Source organism: Amaricoccus macauensis (assembly GCF_049800915.1).
GTDB classification, from domain to species: domain Bacteria; phylum Pseudomonadota; class Alphaproteobacteria; order Rhodobacterales; family Rhodobacteraceae; genus Amaricoccus; species Amaricoccus macauensis_A.
The window spans coordinates 153503-172085 of the sequence record NZ_JBNAFY010000009.1; the positions used below are offsets into that span (position 1 = coordinate 153503).

Consider the following 18583-nt stretch of genomic DNA (forward strand, 5'->3'; position numbering starts at 1 on the left):
TGCATCAATTAGTCGAATCGATTAGACTGGCAGCGAGTATCGGAGGCGAGATGAGAAACTGGACCCCGGCGAACTGGGACAACGGTAAACCCCGCTATCTCGCCATTGCCGACGCCATCGAGGTCGACATCCGCGACGGCGCGCTCGATCCGGGCGTCCGCCTTCCGCCCCAGCGGAAGCTTGCGGAGAGGCTGGGCATCGATTTCACCACCGTCTCGCGTGCTTATGCAGAGGCCCAGGCACGCGGGCTTCTGGAAAGCCATGTGGGGCGCGGCACATTCGTTCGTGAGCGCATGTCGGCGTCACCGGAGGCGGAGCGAATGCGCGCCGCCGAGATCGACCTTTCGATGAACATGCCACCCGAACCCTCAGATCCCGCGCTGCTCGCCCGGATGCGGGACGGCCTCGCAACGGTCTCCGCCAACCTGATCCCGCTCCTGCGCTACCAGTCCGCGACCGGCAGCGAGCAGGACAAGATCGCGGCCTCCACCTGGCTCTCGCTGCGCGGCCTCATCCCCCGGCTCGACCGCATCGCGGTCACACCCGGCGCCCATGCAACGATCAGCGCCGTGCTCACCATGATCGCCGCCCCCGGCGACACCATTCTCTGCGAGCGGGTCACATACCCCGGCATCCGCACGATTGCGTCGCGCCTGAAGCTCCACCTCGCGGGCTTGGAGATGGACGCAGACGGTATCCTGCCCGATGCGCTCGAAGCCGCGATCCGGGCCCACGGCCCCCGCGCGCTTTACCTCAATCCCACCTTGCAGAACCCCACGACCCTCACCATGCCGGTTGAGCGGCGGCTGGAAATCTCAGAGGTGCTGAACCGCCACGGCCTGCCGCTGATCGAAGACGACGCCTACGGCTTCATCCCCTCGCGCGCGCCCGCGCCGCTTGCGGCCTCCATCCCGCATCTCTCTTGGCATATCGGCGGACTCGCCAAATGCATCGGCGCGGGCCTGCGCCTCGCCTATGTGGTCACGCCCTCGGGCAAAGACACCCATGCCATGGGACAGGCCCTGCGCGCGCTCACCGTCATGCCTTCTCCCCTGCCAATGGCGCTCGCCACCCAGTGGATCGAGGACGGCACGGCCGACCATATCCGCCGCTTCATCCGTACCGAAACCGCCGCGCGCCAGAAGATTGCCCGGGAGGCGCTCGAGGATTTCGAGTATTCCGCGGCCGAAAACGCCTTCAACATCTGGTTGCGCCTACCCCGCGGCTCGGGCCGCGCAGACATCATCGCCCGCATGGCCGGGCGCAATGTCGGCATCATGCCCTCGGACACCTTCACCGTCGAAGGCGACCCCGACGAGCATGTACGGATCTGCATCGGGGGCCCGCAGGGCCGGGACGCCCTGCGCGAAAGCCTTCAGTTCATGTCGAACGTGCTCTCCCCCGACGCCTACATGGGCTGAATGGCCCCGGCCCGAGTCTCGTCAATGCGCGCCGATGAAGCTGCGCAGCTCCGGCGTCTTCGGGTTGGAGAAAACCTCCTCCGGCGCCCCCATCTCGTGGATGCGCCCCTGGTGCATGAACACGAGCCGCGAGCAGACATCGCGCGCAAAGGCCATCTCGTGCGTGACCATCACCAGCGTCATGCCTTCGGCCGCCAGCCCTTTCACCACCTGCAGAACCTCGCCCACCAGCTCCGGATCGAGCGCGGAGGTGACCTCGTCGCAGAGCAGCGCAATCGGCTCCATCGCCAGCGCCCGCGCAATCGCGACCCGCTGCTGCTGACCGCCCGAGAGCTGATCGGGATAGTTGTCGAACTTTTCGGCCAGCCCGACGCGGTCGAGCATCTTGCGCGCCATGGCCTCGGCCTCCGCCTTCGGCGTCTTCTTCACCACCTGCTGAGCCAGCATGACATTCTCCCCGGCGGTCTTGTGCGGGAAAAGATTGAACTGCTGGAAGATCATCCCGACCTTCATGCGCAGGTTGCGCAGGTGCTGCTCATCATTCGCAAGCTGCTGCCCGGCCACGGTGATAGAGCCGTCGTTGATCTGCTCGAGGCCGTTTATGCAACGCAGCAGCGTCGATTTGCCCGAGCCAGATTTCCCGATCAGCGCGATCACCTCGCCCTTCTCGATCCGAAGGTCGATGCCCTTCAGCACCTCGGTCTGACCATAGCTCTTCTTCAGGGCATCGATATCAATGAGCGGCACTCTTGAATTTCCTTTCGAGTTTGCGCGCACTGAGCGAAAGCGGATAGCAGAGCACGAAATAGATCAGGGCCACCAGCCCGTAGACCGTGAAGGGCTGGAAGGTAGCGTTGGCGAGCACCGTTCCGGCCTTGGTCACCTCGACAAAACCAATGATCGAGGTCAGCGCTGTCCCCTTCACGACTTGAACCGAGAAACCGACCGTGGGCGGGATCGAGATCCTGAAGGCCTGCGGCAGGATGATGTAACGCATCTGTTCGATATAGGTCATGCCGAGCGAGGCGGAGGCCTCCCACTGCCCCTTGGGAATGGCGGTGACGCAGCCGCGCCAGATCTCCACCAGAAAGGCCGCCGTCCAAAGGATAAGCGCAAGCCCCGCCGCAAGCCATGGCGCGACGTCGATGCCGAGCAGCCCCAGCCCGAAGAACGCGAGAAACAACTGCATCAGCAGCGGCGTACCCTGGAAGACCTCGGTGTAACCCTTCACCAAAAGCTGGAGCCATTTCGCACGCCCGATCCGCGCGAAAAGCAGGATAAGCCCGAGAATGCCGCCTCCGATGAAGGAAACAATCGAGAGAACGATCGTCCAGCCGGTCGCGTAGATCAGGTTCGTCAGGATGTCAAAAAAACCGATCTGGCTCATCGCGCCGCCCTCCGCCGGGTGGCAAAGATCCGGTTGCCGATCTCGAGCAGAACAAACCGCAGCAGGATCGCAAGGCCGAGATAGATCGCGGTCGAAACGAAATATGCCTCGAACGCACGGAAGGTGCGGGACTGGGTGAAGTTCGCTGCAAAGGTGAGATCTTCCACGGCGATCTGGCTGACCACGGCGGAGCCGAGCATCACGATCACCACCTGCGAGGCGAGCGCGGGCCAGATCTTCTGCAGCGCGGGCACCAGCACGATATGCCGGAAGGTCTGGATCGGCGACATGGCGAGCGAGGCCCCGGCCTCGAACTGCCCCTTGGGTGTCGCCTCGATACCTGCCCGGATGATCTCGGCGCTGTAGGCCCCGAGGTTGATGATCATGGCGAGCATCGCGGCCTCCACCTCCGTCAGCCTCAACCCCAATGCGGGCAGACCGAAGAAGATGAAGAAAAGCTGGATCAGGAAAGGCGTGTTGCGAATGAGTTCCACATAGACCGCGACAATGCCCCCGAGGGTCTTCGGCCCGAGTGACCGGGCCCAGGCGCAGAAGATGCCGAACGCAATTCCCACGATCCCGCCGACGACGATGAGCTTGATGGTCATCCAGGTCCCGGCAAGGAACACCGGCCAATAGGTCGCGATCCAGTCAAAATTGAACTGGTAGTCCATTTCGGTCCTTTCGGTGAAAATGGGGGACGCTCCGGCCCGGCCGGAACGTCCCGGAGCCTCAGAGCTCTTCGGGAAGATCCACGCCGAGCCATTCCTCGCTGATGGCATCCAGCGTGCCATCGGCTTTCGCCTCGGCGATGATGGCGTTGACCTTTTCCATGAGCGCAGGCTCACCCTTGTTCATGCCGATATAGCAGGGCGAGTTCTTGATCAGGAATTTCAGCTCGGGCCGCTTCGGCGGGTTGCGCTCGAGAATGGCCGCGGCAACCACGTTGCCGGTGGCAATCGCCTCGACCTGACCGGAGAGGAAGGCCGAGATCGTGCCGTTATTATCCTCGTAGCGCTTGATCGTCGCCTCCTCTGGGGCGACCTCGCTCAGTTCGAGATCCTCGATCGAACCGCGCGTGACCCCGACCTGCTTGCCCGCGAGATCGGCAACCTCCGTCACGGCGACATCATCTGGCGCGAAGATGCCGTTGTAGAACGGGGCATAGGCTTCGGAGAAATCGATGACCGCCTCGCGCTCGGCATTCTTGCCCATGGACGAGATCACCAGGTCGACCTTGTTGGTCTGGAGATAAGGAATGCGGTTCGCCGAAGTCACAGGCACCAGCTCCAGCTCGACGCCGAGCTTCTCGGCGATCAGTTCCGCCATGTCGATGTCATAGCCCTGCGGCGCCATGTCGGCGCCGACCGAACCGAAGGGCGGGAAATCCTGCGGCACGGCAATGCGGATTTCCCCGGCCGAGGTTATGTCCTCGAGGGCGTCTGCAAAGGCGGCCGGAGCCGACAGGGAAGCGGTCGCGGCCATGAGGCTGGCGGCAAGGAAAGCACGTTTAGTGATCATCAGATGTCCCTTGTTCGAAGAAAGAGGTGGCGCATTCTGGCTCCGCTTCGCTCGGCGCCATGTCGAGGCGAAGGGAATTTCTCAGCATGTCGATCGAGCTGGGCGCGGTATCGATCGTAATGCCGGTCTCGACGTCTTCGAGGTGATCGTGACAAAGCTGAGCGGCGAGCCGCATATCACCCTCCACCAACGCCTCGAAGATCCGCACATGGTCCTCGTGCGAGGCCAGCGCGTTCCTCTGGGACTGGTAGCACAAGGAAATGAGGATCGTGCGCGCGGTCAGGTTCCGGATAATCTCGACCAGCGCGCTGTTCCCGGACTGCTCTATGATGCGGACATGAAAATCGCCCATTAGATAGGTGAGCAGCGCCTTGTCGCCCTTCCCGATGGCCTCGCGTTCGTCCGCAATATGTTTGCGGAGGCACGCGATTTGGGCATCCGTGAACGGATCCGCATACATGAGGTAGCCGCATTCCACCGCCCGGCGCGCGGAATAGACTTCGGCCGCTTCCTTTGCGTCCGGCACGTTGACGAACCAGCCCTTGCGCGCCTGCACCGAAAGCACCTTGCGGGCTTCCAGCCGGGCGAGCGCCTCACGGATCATAGTGCGTGAAACATCGAAGGCGGACGCGAGTGCGTTCTCGGAAAGCTTGGCACCCGGCGCGATGCGGCCCTCGACGATGGCCGCCAGTATCGTCCGTTCGATCGCCTCGATTTCCTTCGCCACCCAGCCCCACTCCAGCCTGATCCGCCTGCCTTGTATACAAGTCAGATCGACCAGACTTCGCAGGGGGTGCAACGGGAGTTCCGTCTGAACGCCGGTTTCCTGCCCGGCATCGGTAGGGCTGATGTATTTATGGTCTAAACTTTTTCGACGCGCCTATGGTTTGCGCATCCGTTGACGCAGCGCTCTGATCGCGAGATCGGCAGGCACGTGTTCGGCGGTGTCTGCCCTCCAGTCTCACTCCACTCTAAGAGCCAGCCAGCCCCAGGCGATCAGCACCCTCAATGTCGCCAGAAGCGCACAGACTGTCATTCCCGCAGAATAGGCAGAGGCAAACGCCATGGCGACCACCTCGCGTTCCCCGCCCGGCGCGCTCTCGGACAAAGCTCCGACCGGCGCTCCGGCTTGGCTCACCCCAAGCCCGGAGGCAAAGACCATCGCCGTGACCGCACCGACGAGAGCCACGACGAAATGCCCGGCAAGCCAGCTCGCGGCATTGTTAATGCCGGACGCCACACCCGCATAGGCTTCGGGACCGCATTCATCATCGCAGAGGCAAGGATGGTCGCAGCAAGCACGAAGGGCCTGGCCGCAACGGCGCAGGGTGCCGAGGCCGGAGGCACGGATAGTCCGCCCGCATCCGGAGCCGCGTCTTCTTCGGTGCGTTTCACGCGCGCCCCCTTGTGACATCTGCCCCGTTCAGCGCAAGGCCAGCAAGCCGCGATGCCGGAAACGACCACGCCGGTTCGATCGGACCGCACTTGCGCCGATCAGATCGCTTCTGTCATGGCTATCTGAGCGAGCATGATGCGGCCAATTGGGAAAATGACATGGCACGATCCGACACCGCAAACCGCGCCGAGACGCCGACCGGATCGATCGAAGCCGACCCGTCCGTCGGCAATATCCGCCACCTCGCGTTCCACCATGGCCGGCGCACGCTTGCCCCTCTGCACACCGCACCCTGGGTCAACGAGGGCGAAGCCACCTTCGAACCCACCACCCCGCCGGTAGAGCGCAAGTTGTCGGGCGACTTCTTCTGCGCGCCCTTCGGCGCCAGCGACCTGATCGACGGCCCACCCCATGGCTGGAGCGCGTCGAGCGCGTGGAACCCGCTCGACGCCGGACCGGGTTCCCTCTGCTACCGGCTTGCACGCGACATCATGGGTGCGCGCCTCACCAAGACCCTCATCCTGGCCATGGATGCGCCCATCCTCTACCAGAGCCACGTGATCGAGGGTGGTACGGGCGCGCTGTCCGTCGCCCACCACCCGATGATCCACCTCTCCGGGCGCGGCTTCCTCTCAGTCTCTCAGAAAAGACTGGCCCTCACACCCGAAACCCCGCTCGAACCCGGCCGCCACCGGCTGGCCTCGGGGGAGCGCTTCACCGACCTCCGCGCCTGCCCAGCCACGGATGGCGGCACCCTTGACCTCACCTCTCTACCGATCGGCGACCGGCACGAGGATTTCATAACGCTGATCGAAGCCTCGAGCTCCACCCTCGGCTGGAGTGTCGTCATCCGCGAGGAGGAGAAGGATCTTATCTTCGTCCTGAAGAACCCTAGAACCCTGCCCGTTACCATGCTCTGGCATTCCAACGCGGGCCGCGACTACGCCCCGTGGAATGGCCGCCACACCGGCGTACTCGGGATCGAGGATGGCCGGGCCGCCGGCGCGGATGGCCACCGCGCGTCAACCGGGCCAAACCCGGTCTCGGCCGAAGGCGTGCCCACCGCCTTCACACTGGGCCCGAGGCACCGCATCGCCCATGTGCTCGGCGCGATCCCCAGACCTTCCGGCTGGACCCGCGTCCGGGATATATCCGTGGCGGAGGGCCGCCTGACCCTCACCGAAGAGCGAGGCGAACGCGTCTCCCTGCCCTTCGACAGCGAATTCCTGCGCGAGGATTGCTGAAGCTGGGTCAATCGCGCCCTTCAGAACTCCCAAGGGCGCGCCACGATACGGATCAGATCAGCGCATCGACCCCAGGCATCAACCCATCGGGCAGAAGATCAAGCGTCATCTCGCCAAAGGCGATTTCCTGCCCCGCCCGGTTGCCGTAGCCCGCGACTGCTCCGTCAGTGCCGCTCCGCCCCCAGACGCTGCCATTCGCATTGCGAATCGCGACATCCGCCACACCATCGCTATCGAGATCGCCGACGAACTCCACCGCGCCCGGATTGGTCGGGCCGAATCCGCGCTTGAAGGCTGCGTCCGATCCCCCGATGACGAACGTGGCTCCGCCGTTGTTGTTCCGGAGCAGGAGATCGTCAGCGCCGTTCCCATCGAAATCCGCTACGGCAAGCAGAGCCTGGTTCGTCCGATTGCCATAGCCCGCGACATACCCACCGGGCCCACTCAGACCGATGAGAACCGAGCTGGAATTCTCCAGTACCACATCCGTCGCGCCGTCACCATCGAGATCGCCCACCGCCTTCACCGCACCCGACGCCGTCACGCCGAAGCCGCGGATGAACGCATTGTCACTTCCGTCGATGACGAAGGTCGCGCCCGTGGCATTGCGACGGATCAGCAGATCATCCCCGCCCTGGCCATCGAAATCGGCAATCGCCAACAGGGTTTCGCCCGCACGGTTTCCGTAGCTCGCAACCACGCCCCCGGTTCCGCTTGCGCTGGTGAGCGTACCGTCCGGATTGCGCAGCAGCAGATCGGAAACTCCATCGCCGTCGAAATCTCCCACCGCCTCGATCGCACCCGCTGCCTGTGTCCCGAACGATTGGATGACCTGGTTTGCCGCCCCGTCAACGGCTTCGACCGAGTCGCTGGCACCGTCGCGGAACAGAAGGTCGTCGCTGCCGTCGCCATCGAAGTCGGCCGCCGCGAGAAGCGTCTCGCCTGCACGGTTGCCATAGCCGGTGATCGACCCGCCGGCACCGGCCCGGCTCACCATGGTTTCATTGGTGTTGCGAACAACGATATCGGTCGCCCCATCGCCGTCGAAATCCCCGATGGCAACGATCCCGGAAGAGGTCGTACCAAAGTTCCGAACCAGTGTTCCGTCCGGCCCGCTCGATGCGAGCGTCGTCCCCGAGGAGTCGTTCCGGAACAGCAGATCACCGAAACCATCGCCGTTGTAATCGAAGGAAACGCCCTCCACCGGCGCGCTCGGCTCGGTGATGTCATAGCGACCAACATAGTTGCCGAACACGTCGACGAAGTAGATCGACCCGTCCGGCCCCTGCTTGAAATGGATCGGAGCAAGACCGCTTTGCGAGGTGTAGAGATACTCGATCTCCCGTCGGTCGTCCGAGCTGACGGCGAAAACCTCGCCCTCCACGAAGTCGGCGAAGATGTAGTATCCCTGCAGACTCTCCGGCAGCGCGTCGGAGTCGATGAGATCATCCGAACCCGCGATGCCCTGTACCTGGTATCCGGGATCTTCGTAGACATGAGAAAAGGCACGATAGGGTGGCGTGATATCAATCTCACCCGCATTGACCGCGGCATAGAAGGCATCGGCGGTCTCGAAATCCTCATAGCCTCGAGCGGGCACCAGCACGCCGCCATCGCCGCCCTCGTAGTAGGGCCAACCGAAATTCGCTCCCGCGCTGCCCGAGAAGATCGACTCGTATCCGCCCCAGCCTGTGTTGGAGATGATGAACTTTCCCTCCGCGTCGAAGGACATGGCAAACGGATTGCGGAACCCGAGTTGATAGACCTTGGCCTCGTTGCGCGTCAGATCACCCCCAGCCTCATCCACGAAGGGATTGTCCGGCAGGCCATTGCCCGTCATCGGGTCGATGCGGAGGATCTTGCCCGACAGCGAACCTACATCCTGAACCGAAAGCGCGCGGGGGTCGGCGGCATTGAACGATGTCCCGTCACCGACACTCACATACAGCATTCCGTCGGGGCCGAATTCCAGCGAGCCCCCGGCATGGGACTGGGAATCCACCTTCAGGTAATCCTGCTTGTAGTCTCCCGTCACGGGATCGATTTCGGACGCTGGAAGATCAAATGTATCGGTCGAAGTGAAATTGAGCGCGCCACCGCCGGATATATCATCAAGATTCTGCCCGGCCGCGCCAAGCAGGACCACCTCGGAACCCGGCATCATTGTCCTGTAGTTGGTCGCAGGATCGAGCTCGATCCGCGTCAGATGCGCGAAGCGGTTGCCGCTTCCATCCTGTCCGGCCAGCCCGCTGTTGCCGGCCGTCTCGGGCGGATCGACCACCCGGAAATGATAGAAATAGGGCTCCTCCGGAAAATTCGGGTGCAGCGCGATATCGAGCAGCCCGCGATCAGCGGCACTGTTCGTCTCCGCATCGAGGTTGAAGACCGTCGAAACCTTCTCCCCGGTCTCGGCATTGTAAAGCTCGACCCACCCCCGCTTGCGCCCGACATAGACGAGGTCCGGATCAACAGGAGAGAACTCCAGCGCAATCGGGGCCTGCACGTAGTCGATCACCACGGACTCGGTCACCGAATAGTTCGACTCCAGCGGCGGATCCGCCGGCGGCTCCATCGAATTCTCGTCGTCCAGAATGTCGATTCGGGTCGTCCGCGGGAATGTCAGCGTCCCGCTATTGATGCTGACAATCGACGCAATGACGGTCTCGGCGCTTTCCGACAGCGCATCATCGACGATCCCCACATCGACGGTAACGCGGTCCACACCCGCTGGAATGACGACCTGCCCGACCCCGAGCGTGCTCACGTCTGCCGATTGTGCCGTATCGAGCGTGATCTGATACTCGACCGTCACCGGCTGCGAAAGATCTACCTCCCGTATGATCCCGACAGCGATCGATCCGTCTGCCTCGCCTATGCTGATCTGCGTCGATTCAAGAAAAATATTACCTGACATCATTTACCATAATTAATACTGCTTGATATGACGTCGCATACATAAATTATTTCAAATAAGTCAAGCGTTCTATTCGGGCAATTTCTCGCTGCAAGGAATAATAAATTCGAAATGGCTACTTCGAATATCCACAAAAAATTGGGTCATCTATTACGTAAATTTCAGTTCAATCGAATGGGCAAGACGCACCATGCGGCGAGAAGACCTTCTAGATCTCCGCTGCCGCCCACAGATCTTGCCAAGAAGATTGGGCTATAAGGTCCGTGTCAACCGGCGAACGTCCCATTCCCTGTCTGATATCTGTGATCGCCCTGCTACACATACCCGCCACTAAAGCGAGATCAGCCCCCGCGACACCGCCACTGCAACCGCCTGCTCCCGGGTTGCGCAACCAAGCTTCATCCTTGCCGATGTCACATGCTTGCGCACCGTCGGCTCGGTGATCTTCAGCCGCTCGGCGATGCGCGCATTGAGTTGGCCGCTCGCCAGCAGGGACAGCACATCACGCTCGCGCGTCGAGAGCTTCGGGCCTGCCTTTATGAAAATGTCGGGATGACGTCCCTCCAGCCGCGTTCCTCGGAGGGCCGCCACCGGTGCAAGAAGGCTGAGGGTATGAAAAACCGGGCTCCGCATGAAACCTTCGTCCCCCGCCCCCGCGCCGAACGCCACTAGCCGCACCCGCGACGTGTCGCCTAACGGGCAGGGTATGCTGGAAGCCCCATGATACCCAGCGTCGGCCAGTTCGTCGAAGAAGATCCGTTGCTCGGGGTCGCTACCAATGGGCCATAGGTTCCGCTCGGAATGAAGCGTCGTGACGGTTTCGAGTTTCTTCGGCGGAATGCCCTTCTTGGGGCAGTGCGGATCGACGCTCGCATAGTTGCGGTCAACCCAGTGATCGAGCCAGGGGCGGTTCATCGTGCTCTGGAGAAAAATGATTTCGCCCGTGGCCTGGTCCATTTCGCCCAGCACGAAGAAGGAGGCCCCGGCCCCCTCGTAAAGCCCAACCAACCGCTGCCACGTATCGGCAGAACTTGTGCTTGCGTCCAGGGTATCAAGCATATCGATCAACAGGTTGAGCCCAGGCATCGTCGCAAACCCCCTCACGACAGTCGAACCACTTGAGGCGGAATTTTACAGTTTCGTGAACCTTCGGACAACGGCCGCGCCCGCCGGTAGGCGGCTAATCATGCCCGAAATACAGAAAATTGCCCGGTTTTCCCGTATTCGGGCAGTATCCCCGAACGGAATTACTCGCTCAAGTCGCACCGAAAAATGCAATCCCGTCAACGGCTGGAGCGGGGTAAAAATGATTCGCGAGAATCATCCACCATGGCTAGTGGTCGATTTCGATACCTTTTTCGCCCCGGCTCACCGGCGTATGGTGAGGCCATAGAGGATCAGATTTTATATCGTTAAACGGCGCCGCGCATTATTCAGTCGCGGCGTCGTTTTTTTCTGTGCCCCCAGAAATCGAAGTTAATGTCCGCACAACACGCCGCCATCCGAGAAATCGCGGCGCAAGACTTAGGGTGCAGGGCCGCAGGACGCGTTAATTGAAGTTGAGGGTACCCACTCGTCAGATCAACAACTAAAAGTTGTATTGCCCCGTATGCTTTACCGGCCGGTCGGCATATTGGCCGATTTACAACGCCCCCCGCCGCACGCCAGTAAAGATTGGGCGGAACTGCGCCGAAGCCCCATAAACGAGGCCCGGAAATTCGTGTTAACACAGCTCTTGGGTTGCGTTGCACCAAAAGTCTTGGATAATCGTTATAGGCGCGGTCGATCCCAGTCCGGATTCTTGATCCAGCACATGGCAGCAAGCTCGCATCGTGTCAGAATCGCCTCAAAGCATCAAAGTCACAGTGGAGGGAATGAACCGATGAATACAGAATATTCCAGCGAAGCCGCGGAAACAGTCCTTGCGTCCGGAAAGGCAAATGCCGAGCGCATGGCTGATTTCTCGAAGAGCATGATGGCTAAGGCGGTCGAACTGCCGCAACGGATCTTCGAAAGCAATCTCGAAACGAGCGCGGAGCTCTTCTCCTTCATGAGCCGGAGAATGCAAGCCCAGGCGGAATTCCTCGCCAGGCTTGCCCATTGCCAGGCCGCCGAGGAAGCCATGGGCGTGCAACGCGAATTTGCCGCCCATATGACGGAGGACTATTCGGCCGAAGTGTCCCACCTCGCGGAAATGACCGCCGAGAAAGCACAGGAGAATTTCCGGACCCTTACCGAGCAGGAGCCGAACCTCGAGGAGCCGCCCAAGGCGGAAACCGTTGCTGCCTGACCGATTGCCCAAGCCGGGCGCATTGCGGCTGCGCCCGGCCCAGCCGTCGCCGGCCGGCACATCCCCGCTCGACATGCCGGAACATGGTCTTTTTCTCGCGTGAATGCGTGGTTTTTACCCACCAACCGTTTCGTGAAATGCGATGATTCGGACGTTACACGGAACTTTTTTCGATGACGTCCGATGCCCTCGCCCCCATCTCGACGCGACCGTCGCACTGGGATTTTCCGATCAATCACAGGGCATTGCCAAATCTTCTCTCATGAACTCCGAATAGACCCTTGAGCCGCCTGCAAGGCTCGACTCAATATGGCTTAGATGAATGTCGCAACCGCCCCGGCCTCCGGGGCGTTTTCATCCGGAGCAGGAACTGCAAACTGGGGTCCACATGACGAACACCGTTCAATCTGCCACAAACCCTGAACCGGTTGCGATTGCCGGGCAAGTCACAAGACCAGGTTCCGCCAGCGCGGCACCGGCCGATCCGGGGTTTGGAAAGTTGCAGGAGCTTGCCCGGAGTCGTGTGGCGATCGAGGGTGTGAATATCGAGATCGACGGTGGCCGCTTCCCGTCCCGCGCGGTCGCAGGCCACCCGCTTGTGGTAGAGGCCGACATCTTCTGCGATGGACACGAAGGCATTCTTGCCGCCATACGCTACGCCAAGTCGGGCAGTGCGAAGGCCGAAGAGGCCCCGATGCTTCCCGGCGTCAACGATCGTTGGATGGGCACGATCACCCTGCCCGAGAATGCCTTCTACGATGTCACGATCCTGTCGTGGCGCGACCTCTTCGGCACCTGGGCGAAGGACATCGTAAAGAAATTCGACGCGGGCCAGAACATCACTCTCGAACTCACCGAGGGTCGCCAGCTCGTCGAGACCGCCCTCGCACCCGAAAATGTTGCAAGCTCCGAGGACAAGGCGTTTCTCGCCGCCCTCCTGGCCCAGGCCGACCTCGCCATCTCCACCCACGATCAGCTCGCCGCCTTCACCGCGCCGGCTGTTGTCGCTGCCATGCTGCGGGCGCAACCACGCACCAACCTCACCGAATACAAGACCCTAAAGGTCTTTGCCGACCGCGAAGCCGCGGCCTTCTCTGCCTGGTACGAACTGATGCCCCGCTCGCAATCGGGTAGTACCAAACGCCATGGCACCTTCGACGACGTGATCGCGCGCTTGCCCTACGTCCGCGATCTCGGCTTCAATGTGCTCTACTTTCCGCCCATCCACCCGATCGGAAAGACTAACCGTAAGGGCCGCAACAATACTCTTACTCCGGCCCCCGACGATCCCGGCAGCCCTTATGCCATCGGCGCGCCCGAGGGCGGCCATGACGCGATACATCCCGAGCTCGGCGATTTCGAAAGCTTCAAGCGACTGGTGGATACGGCCAAGGACTACGGGCTCGAGATCGCGCTCGATTTCGCGATTCAGTGCTCCCCCGATCATCCATGGATCAAGCAGCATCCCGAATGGTTCGACTGGCGCCCGGATGGCACGATCAAGTTCGCCGAGAACCCGCCCAAGAAATATGAGGACATCGTCAACGTTCACTTCTACCGCGGCGCGCTTCCGGACCTCTGGTATGCACTGCGTGACATAGTGCTTTTCTGGATCGACCAAGGCATCAAGATCTTCCGCGTGGACAACCCCCACACCAAGCCGTTCCCGTTCTGGGAATGGATGATTGGCGAGGTCCGCGCACTGCACCCCGACACGATTTTTCTCGCCGAGGCCTTCACTCGGCCCAAGGTGATGAAGCGGCTGGCAAAGGTGGGCTTCAACCAGAGCTACTCCTATTTCACCTGGCGCAATGACCGGCAGGGCCTGACCGAGTATCTAACAGAGCTGACGCAGGAGGAATGCCGCGAATACATGCGGCCGAACTTTTTCGTGAACACTCCAGATATCAACCCAACCTATCTGCAGAACTCCGGTCGGCCCGGTTTCCGCACCCGTCTCTGCCTCGCAGCAAGCCTCGGCGGGAACTATGGAGTCTACAACGGCTACGAGATCTGCGAGGCCGCGCCCATGCCCGGCAAGGAGGAATATCTCGATTCCGAGAAATACGAGATCCGCGCCTGGGACATGGACAAGCCCGGCCACATTAAGGACGACATCCGCCTGATGAACGCGCTGCGCCAGCGTCACCCAGCGCTACGGGATTTTCTCAACGTCACCTTCTACAATACGACCAGCGAGCAGGTCCTCTCCTACTCGAAGAAGACACCCGATCTGTCGAACTTTCTGCTGTTCCACGTGAACCTCGATCCGCACAACACGCAAGTCTTCCAGTTCGAGGTGCCGCTCTGGGAGTTTGGCCTGCCCGATGATGCCTCGATCCTCGTGCGCGACGCGATCCACGGCAACACGTTTACCTGGCATGGAAAACCGCAATGGCTCGACCTCGAGCCGCACACGCGCCCCTATACCATTTGGCAGCTCTTCGCTCCCGGCACCTCGCCCGAATGAGATCCCCCATGAATTCCCAAGCAGATACGACCCGCCCCGCCACCGTTTTAGAAGCCGCCGCCGAGTTCGCCGTCGACCGGAGCCAGACTGACTGGTACCGCGATGCGATCATATACCAGATGCACATTAAGGCCTTCATGGATTCCAACAACGACGGGATCGGTGATTTCGCCGGGCTGATGCAGCGGCTCGACTACGTGCAGGAGCTGGGCGTCACCGCGATCTGGATCCTGCCCTTCTACCCCTCCCCGCTCCGCGACGATGGCTACGACATCTCGGACTACCGCTCGATCAACCCGAGCTACGGCACCATGGAGGATTTCCGCGCCTTCATCGACGAGGCACACCGCCGCGGACTGCGCGTCATCACCGAGCTCGTCATCAACCACACCTCCGACCAGCACCCCTGGTTCCAGGAGGCCCGCCGCGCGCCCCCGGGCAGCCCCGAGCGCGACATGTATGTCTGGTCCGACACGGATGAGAAATACCCCGAAACCCGGATCATCTTCCTCGACACCGAGAAATCGAACTGGACCTGGGACGCCGAGGCCGGCGCCTATTTCTGGCACCGCTTCTACTCCCACCAGCCAGACCTCAATTTCGACAATCCCCGCGTGCTTCAGGAAGTCCTCGAGGTCATGCGCATGTGGCTCGACATGGGCGTGGACGGGCTGAGGCTCGACGCCATTCCCTATCTCGTGGAGCGCGAGGGAACGAACAACGAGAACCTGCCCGAAACCCATGACGTGCTGAAGGCCATCCGCGCCGATCTCGACAAGCACTACCCCGACCGGATGCTGCTCGCCGAGGCCAACCAGTGGCCCGAAGACACCCGGCCCTATTTCGGCGACGGCGACGAATGCCACATGGGCTTCCACTTCCCGCTCATGCCGCGGATGTACATGGCGCTGGCCCAGGCCGACCGCCACCCGATCACCGACATCATTCGCCAGACGCCCGAGATCCCCGATGGCTGCCAGTGGGGCATCTTCCTGCGCAACCACGACGAACTCACCCTTGAGATGGTCACCGAGGACGAGCGCGACTACCTCTGGAAAACCTACGCCGAGGACGCCCGCGCACGCATCAATCTCGGCATCCGACGCCGACTCGCGCCACTAATGCGCAACGACCGGCGCAAGATCGAGCTGATGAACTCGATGCTGATGACCATGCCCGGAACCCCGATCGTCTACTACGGCGACGAGATCGGCATGGGTGACAACTACTACCTCGGCGACCGGGACGGCGTGCGCACCCCCATGCAATGGTCCGCCGACCGTAACGCGGGCTTCTCCCGCGCCAACCCCCAGCAACTCTACTTGCCCACCATCCTCGACCCGATCTACGGCTACGAGGCCGTAAACGTCGAGGCCCAGGCGGGCGACCCCTCTTCGCTCCTGAACTGGGTCCGCCGGATGATCATGGTCCGGAAGCAGCACCCGGCCTTCGGGCGTGGCGAAATGATCCTGCTCTACCCGCGCAACCGCAAGATCCTTGCCTACCTGCGCGAATACGAGGACGACATCATCCTCTGCGTCGCCAACTTGGCCGAAAGCGCGCAGGCGGTGGAACTCGACCTCGCTCGCTTCCGGGGCCTCGTGCCAGTGGAGCTCACGGGCCGCTCCGCCTTCCCGCCCGTAGGAGACCTGCCCTACATGCTCACCCTGCCCGGCTATGGCTTCTACTGGTTCCTGCTCGCCGCTGAGGAACAGGCCCCCGCCTGGCACGAACCCGTGCCCGACATCCTGCCCGAGTTCATCACGCTCACTACCCGCGACGGGCGCATCGAGACCGCGATCACGGGCCGCGAGGCCATCCAGCTCGAAAAGGACGCGCTCCCACAGTTCCTGCCGCTCCAGCGCTGGTTCGGCGCCAAGGGCGAGACGATCGAGAGCGTCAAGGTCGTCCCGATCGGCGAACTGGTCTCCACCGCCTTCTCGCTCGTGGCCATTGACGTCACCGCGCAAGGCGAGACCAGCCGCTACTTCTTGCCCATGTCCGCCCGCTGGGGCGACGAGAATCTCCGGCCCGGTGCGCCGAAACTCTCTTACACACTGGCGAAGATCCGCAAGGGCCCCCATGTGGGCGCGCTGATCGACGGCGCCTATGACGAGAACCTCGCCACGCAGCTGCTGGCCGAAATGCGCCAGAACCACGACCACGAGGGAACGGGCGGCACGATCCGCTGCCGCGCCACGGAGGAATTCTGCGCCATCGAAGAACTGGGCGAACCGCGCCCGCTTGGCGTCGAGCAGAGCAATGTCTCGATCTCCTTCTCGGACACGACAATCCTGAAGATCTACCGCCGCCTGCGCACGGGCGAACAGCCCGACGTGGAGGTTGCTCGCTTCCTGACTGAAACCGCAGGCTTTGAGAACACGCCCGCCTACTGCGGTTCCATCGATCTGATTGACAAGGCTGGCGAAACCACGACGCTCGCTGCCGCCTTCGCCTTCTATCCCAACCAAGGCGATGCTTGGGCAGCAGTCACCGAGGCACTGACCCGCGAGCTGGCCGCGACCGAAATGCGCTCGAACACCGTCGAGCCGCCCTTCGAACCAGAAATGTTCACTTTGCCGCTCGAGATCGGCGCGCTTCTGGGCCAGCGTACGGCGGAACTGCACAAGGCCTTCGCCACGCCGACCGACGATCCCGCCTTCGCCGTCGAACCGATCGAGGCGAGCCATCTCGCGCAATGGTCCGACGAAGTTGCGGTGGACGCGGAAACCATCCTGACTAAGGTCGCTGAGCTTCGGCCCACCCTGCCTGAGGATGCCCAGGAGGATGTGGACCGGCTTCTCGTCGCGCGCGAGGCTCTCAAGCTCCGCATCGCCCGCGTGGCCGGGATGAACCCCTCCGGTGGCCGCTCCCGCATCCATGGCGACTACCACCTAGGCCAAGTGCTGATCGCCCAGGCAGATCTCGCGATCATCGATTTCGAGGGCGAGCCGGGCCGCAGCTTGGAGGAGCGCCGCGCAAAGACATCGCCCCTTCGCGATGTCGCGGGCATGTTGCGCAGCTTCGACTACGCCGCTTCCATGGCGCTCGACAGGCACAATGCGAGTTACGACAATCCGGGAGAAGATGCCGCGCTCCGCGTGCGCGAATGGCGCGACCAAACGGTTTCGGATTTCCTCACCGCTTATCGCGAGCACATCGCCGGAGCGGCCTCGATGCCCGAGGACGAGGCCCTAACCGCGGCGCTTTTGGACCTCTTCCTGCTTCAGAAAGGGCTCTACGAGATCGGCTACGAGATAGGCAACCGCCCCGCCTGGCTCCGCATTCCGCTTTCCGGCGTACTCGACCTACTGTCGAAGACCTAGCGACAAGAGACGCGCCTGCAAACGTGCTCCACCCATACACTTGCAGGCGCAAAAACGGCTCGGGTTGAATTACGTTCGAACCTGGGGGTCTCTATTTGCCTCGCCAGATGATAGACCGTGGAATTGCCCACGTTGGCCAACCCGATCTTACGCAAGGTCAAGCTTAGAGCCCGCCCGAAAATGTGTTGAGCGTCTTCAGTCTGTTGTGATTCCGTGCGGTTTGCAGACTGAACGGAGCCTCGAATGCCTTGGACTGAAGCCGCTCGCCATGTGTATCGGCGGGAATGCCCGCGTTATGCAAGTGACCTGATGGATCGCGAGTGGGCTTTGATCAAACCTTTTATGCCGCCACCGAACCGGCTGGGGCGCCCGCGCACCACGGATCTGCGCGAAGTGATGAACGCACTCCTCTATATCGCATCGACCGGCTGCCAGTGGCGGATGCTGCCGAAAGACTTTCCGCCGGTCTCGACGGTGCAGGGATATTTCTACGACTGGCGCGACAGCGGACTGTTGCAGACGATCCGTTTCGCGCTGGCAATGGAGACGCGTGAGCTTGAGGGTCGGGAAGCCAGTCCGAGCGCGGGCGTGATCGACTCCTAGACCGTGAAAAC

13 protein-coding genes and 1 pseudogene are annotated in these 18583 nt (G+C 62.0%); 6 read left to right on the plus strand and 8 right to left on the minus strand.

Annotation, left to right across the window (positions count from 1 at the left end):
* The first annotated feature begins 50 nt into the window (after positions 1 to 50).
* A complete protein-coding gene (locus tag ACP15W_RS19495) occupies positions 51 to 1421 on the plus strand; it encodes a PLP-dependent aminotransferase family protein (protein WP_424934615.1) in 1371 nt (456 codons plus the stop codon).
* A 21-nt stretch (positions 1422 to 1442) separates the two neighbouring features.
* Here ACP15W_RS19495 and ACP15W_RS19500 read toward each other — a convergent pair whose 3' ends face one another.
* The 6 genes from ACP15W_RS19500 to ACP15W_RS19525 all read right to left on the minus strand — a co-directional run bounded on the left by ACP15W_RS19500 (position 1443) and on the right by ACP15W_RS19525 (position 5569).
* The gene (locus ACP15W_RS19500) at positions 1443 to 2168 is read right to left on the minus strand and encodes an amino acid ABC transporter ATP-binding protein (protein WP_424934616.1); all 726 of its coding nucleotides are present in this window, start codon (positions 2166 to 2168) and stop codon (positions 1443 to 1445) included.
* Positions 2155 to 2808, minus strand: coding sequence for an amino acid ABC transporter permease (locus ACP15W_RS19505; RefSeq protein ID WP_424934617.1), 654 nt, complete (start codon positions 2806 to 2808; stop codon positions 2155 to 2157). Before ACP15W_RS19505 ends, ACP15W_RS19500 begins: the two co-directional genes overlap by 14 nt.
* Positions 2805 to 3482: an amino acid ABC transporter permease gene (locus ACP15W_RS19510; protein ID WP_424934618.1), complete on the minus strand. Its 678-nt coding sequence runs from the start codon at positions 3480 to 3482 to the stop codon at positions 2805 to 2807. Before ACP15W_RS19510 ends, ACP15W_RS19505 begins: the two co-directional genes overlap by 4 nt.
* 58 nt (positions 3483 to 3540) lie before the next feature.
* On the minus strand, positions 3541 to 4329 hold the full coding sequence (locus ACP15W_RS19515) for a transporter substrate-binding domain-containing protein (RefSeq protein ID WP_424934619.1): 789 nt from the start codon (positions 4327 to 4329) through the stop codon (positions 3541 to 3543).
* Positions 4319 to 5056 carry a GntR family transcriptional regulator gene (locus tag ACP15W_RS19520; RefSeq protein ID WP_424934620.1) on the minus strand — a complete coding sequence of 246 codons (738 nt, stop codon included), beginning with the start codon at positions 5054 to 5056 and terminating at the stop codon, positions 4319 to 4321. Before ACP15W_RS19520 ends, ACP15W_RS19515 begins: the two co-directional genes overlap by 11 nt.
* 234 nt (positions 5057 to 5290) lie before the next feature.
* Positions 5291 to 5569, minus strand: coding sequence for a hypothetical protein (locus tag ACP15W_RS19525; protein ID WP_424934621.1), 279 nt, complete (start codon positions 5567 to 5569; stop codon positions 5291 to 5293).
* 314 nt (positions 5570 to 5883) lie between these two features.
* On the opposite strand from ACP15W_RS19525, the gene ACP15W_RS19530 reads away from it, so the two are divergent.
* Complete coding sequence (locus ACP15W_RS19530) at positions 5884 to 6969, plus strand: hypothetical protein (RefSeq protein ID WP_424934622.1); 1086 nt, start codon at positions 5884 to 5886, stop codon at positions 6967 to 6969.
* 52 nt (positions 6970 to 7021) lie between these two features.
* Here ACP15W_RS19530 and ACP15W_RS19535 read toward each other — a convergent pair whose 3' ends face one another.
* Positions 7022 to 9886, minus strand: coding sequence for a PQQ-dependent sugar dehydrogenase (locus tag ACP15W_RS19535; protein WP_424934623.1), 2865 nt, complete (start codon positions 9884 to 9886; stop codon positions 7022 to 7024).
* A gap of 327 nt (positions 9887 to 10213) precedes the next feature.
* Positions 10214 to 10969, minus strand: coding sequence for a response regulator transcription factor (locus ACP15W_RS19540; protein ID WP_424934624.1), 756 nt, complete (start codon positions 10967 to 10969; stop codon positions 10214 to 10216).
* Positions 10970 to 11765: 796 nt separating this feature from the next.
* Between ACP15W_RS19540 and ACP15W_RS19545 the strand changes: the two genes are divergently transcribed.
* The 4 genes and pseudogenes from ACP15W_RS19545 to ACP15W_RS19560 form a co-directional block, all read left to right on the plus strand.
* Complete coding sequence (locus ACP15W_RS19545; RefSeq protein WP_424934625.1) at positions 11766 to 12173, plus strand: phasin family protein; 408 nt, start codon at positions 11766 to 11768, stop codon at positions 12171 to 12173.
* Between the two features lie 388 nt (positions 12174 to 12561).
* Positions 12562 to 14643, plus strand: a complete 2082-nt coding sequence (locus ACP15W_RS19550; protein WP_424934626.1) for an alpha-1,4-glucan--maltose-1-phosphate maltosyltransferase — start codon at positions 12562 to 12564, stop codon at positions 14641 to 14643.
* Between the two features lie 8 nt (positions 14644 to 14651).
* A complete protein-coding gene (treS, locus tag ACP15W_RS19555) occupies positions 14652 to 17969 on the plus strand; it encodes a maltose alpha-D-glucosyltransferase (RefSeq protein WP_424934627.1) in 3318 nt (1105 codons plus the stop codon).
* A 243-nt stretch (positions 17970 to 18212) separates the two neighbouring features.
* A pseudogene (locus ACP15W_RS19560) lies at positions 18213 to 18569 on the plus strand (transposase); the annotation flags it as partial.
* Positions 18570 to 18583 lie beyond the last annotated feature (14 nt).

Bases quoted from the DNA above. Each gene is read 5' to 3' on its own strand.
- ACP15W_RS19550 (WP_424934626.1), top strand. From the start codon at position 12,562: ATGACGAACACCGTTCAATCTGCCACAAACCCTGAACCGGTTGCGATT.
- ACP15W_RS19540 (WP_424934624.1), bottom strand. From the start codon at position 10,969: ATGCCTGGGCTCAACCTGTTGATCGATATGCTTGATACCCTGGACGCA.
- treS (WP_424934627.1), top strand. From the start codon at position 14,652: ATGAATTCCCAAGCAGATACGACCCGCCCCGCCACCGTTTTAGAAGCC.
- ACP15W_RS19510 (WP_424934618.1), bottom strand. From the start codon at position 3,482: ATGGACTACCAGTTCAATTTTGACTGGATCGCGACCTATTGGCCGGTG.
- ACP15W_RS19495 (WP_424934615.1), top strand. From the start codon at position 51: ATGAGAAACTGGACCCCGGCGAACTGGGACAACGGTAAACCCCGCTAT.
- ACP15W_RS19515 (WP_424934619.1), bottom strand. From the start codon at position 4,329: ATGATCACTAAACGTGCTTTCCTTGCCGCCAGCCTCATGGCCGCGACC.
- ACP15W_RS19535 (WP_424934623.1), bottom strand. From the start codon at position 9,886: ATGATGTCAGGTAATATTTTTCTTGAATCGACGCAGATCAGCATAGGC.
- ACP15W_RS19545 (WP_424934625.1), top strand. From the start codon at position 11,766: ATGAATACAGAATATTCCAGCGAAGCCGCGGAAACAGTCCTTGCGTCC.
- ACP15W_RS19530 (WP_424934622.1), top strand. From the start codon at position 5,884: ATGGCACGATCCGACACCGCAAACCGCGCCGAGACGCCGACCGGATCG.
- ACP15W_RS19505 (WP_424934617.1), bottom strand. From the start codon at position 2,808: ATGAGCCAGATCGGTTTTTTTGACATCCTGACGAACCTGATCTACGCG.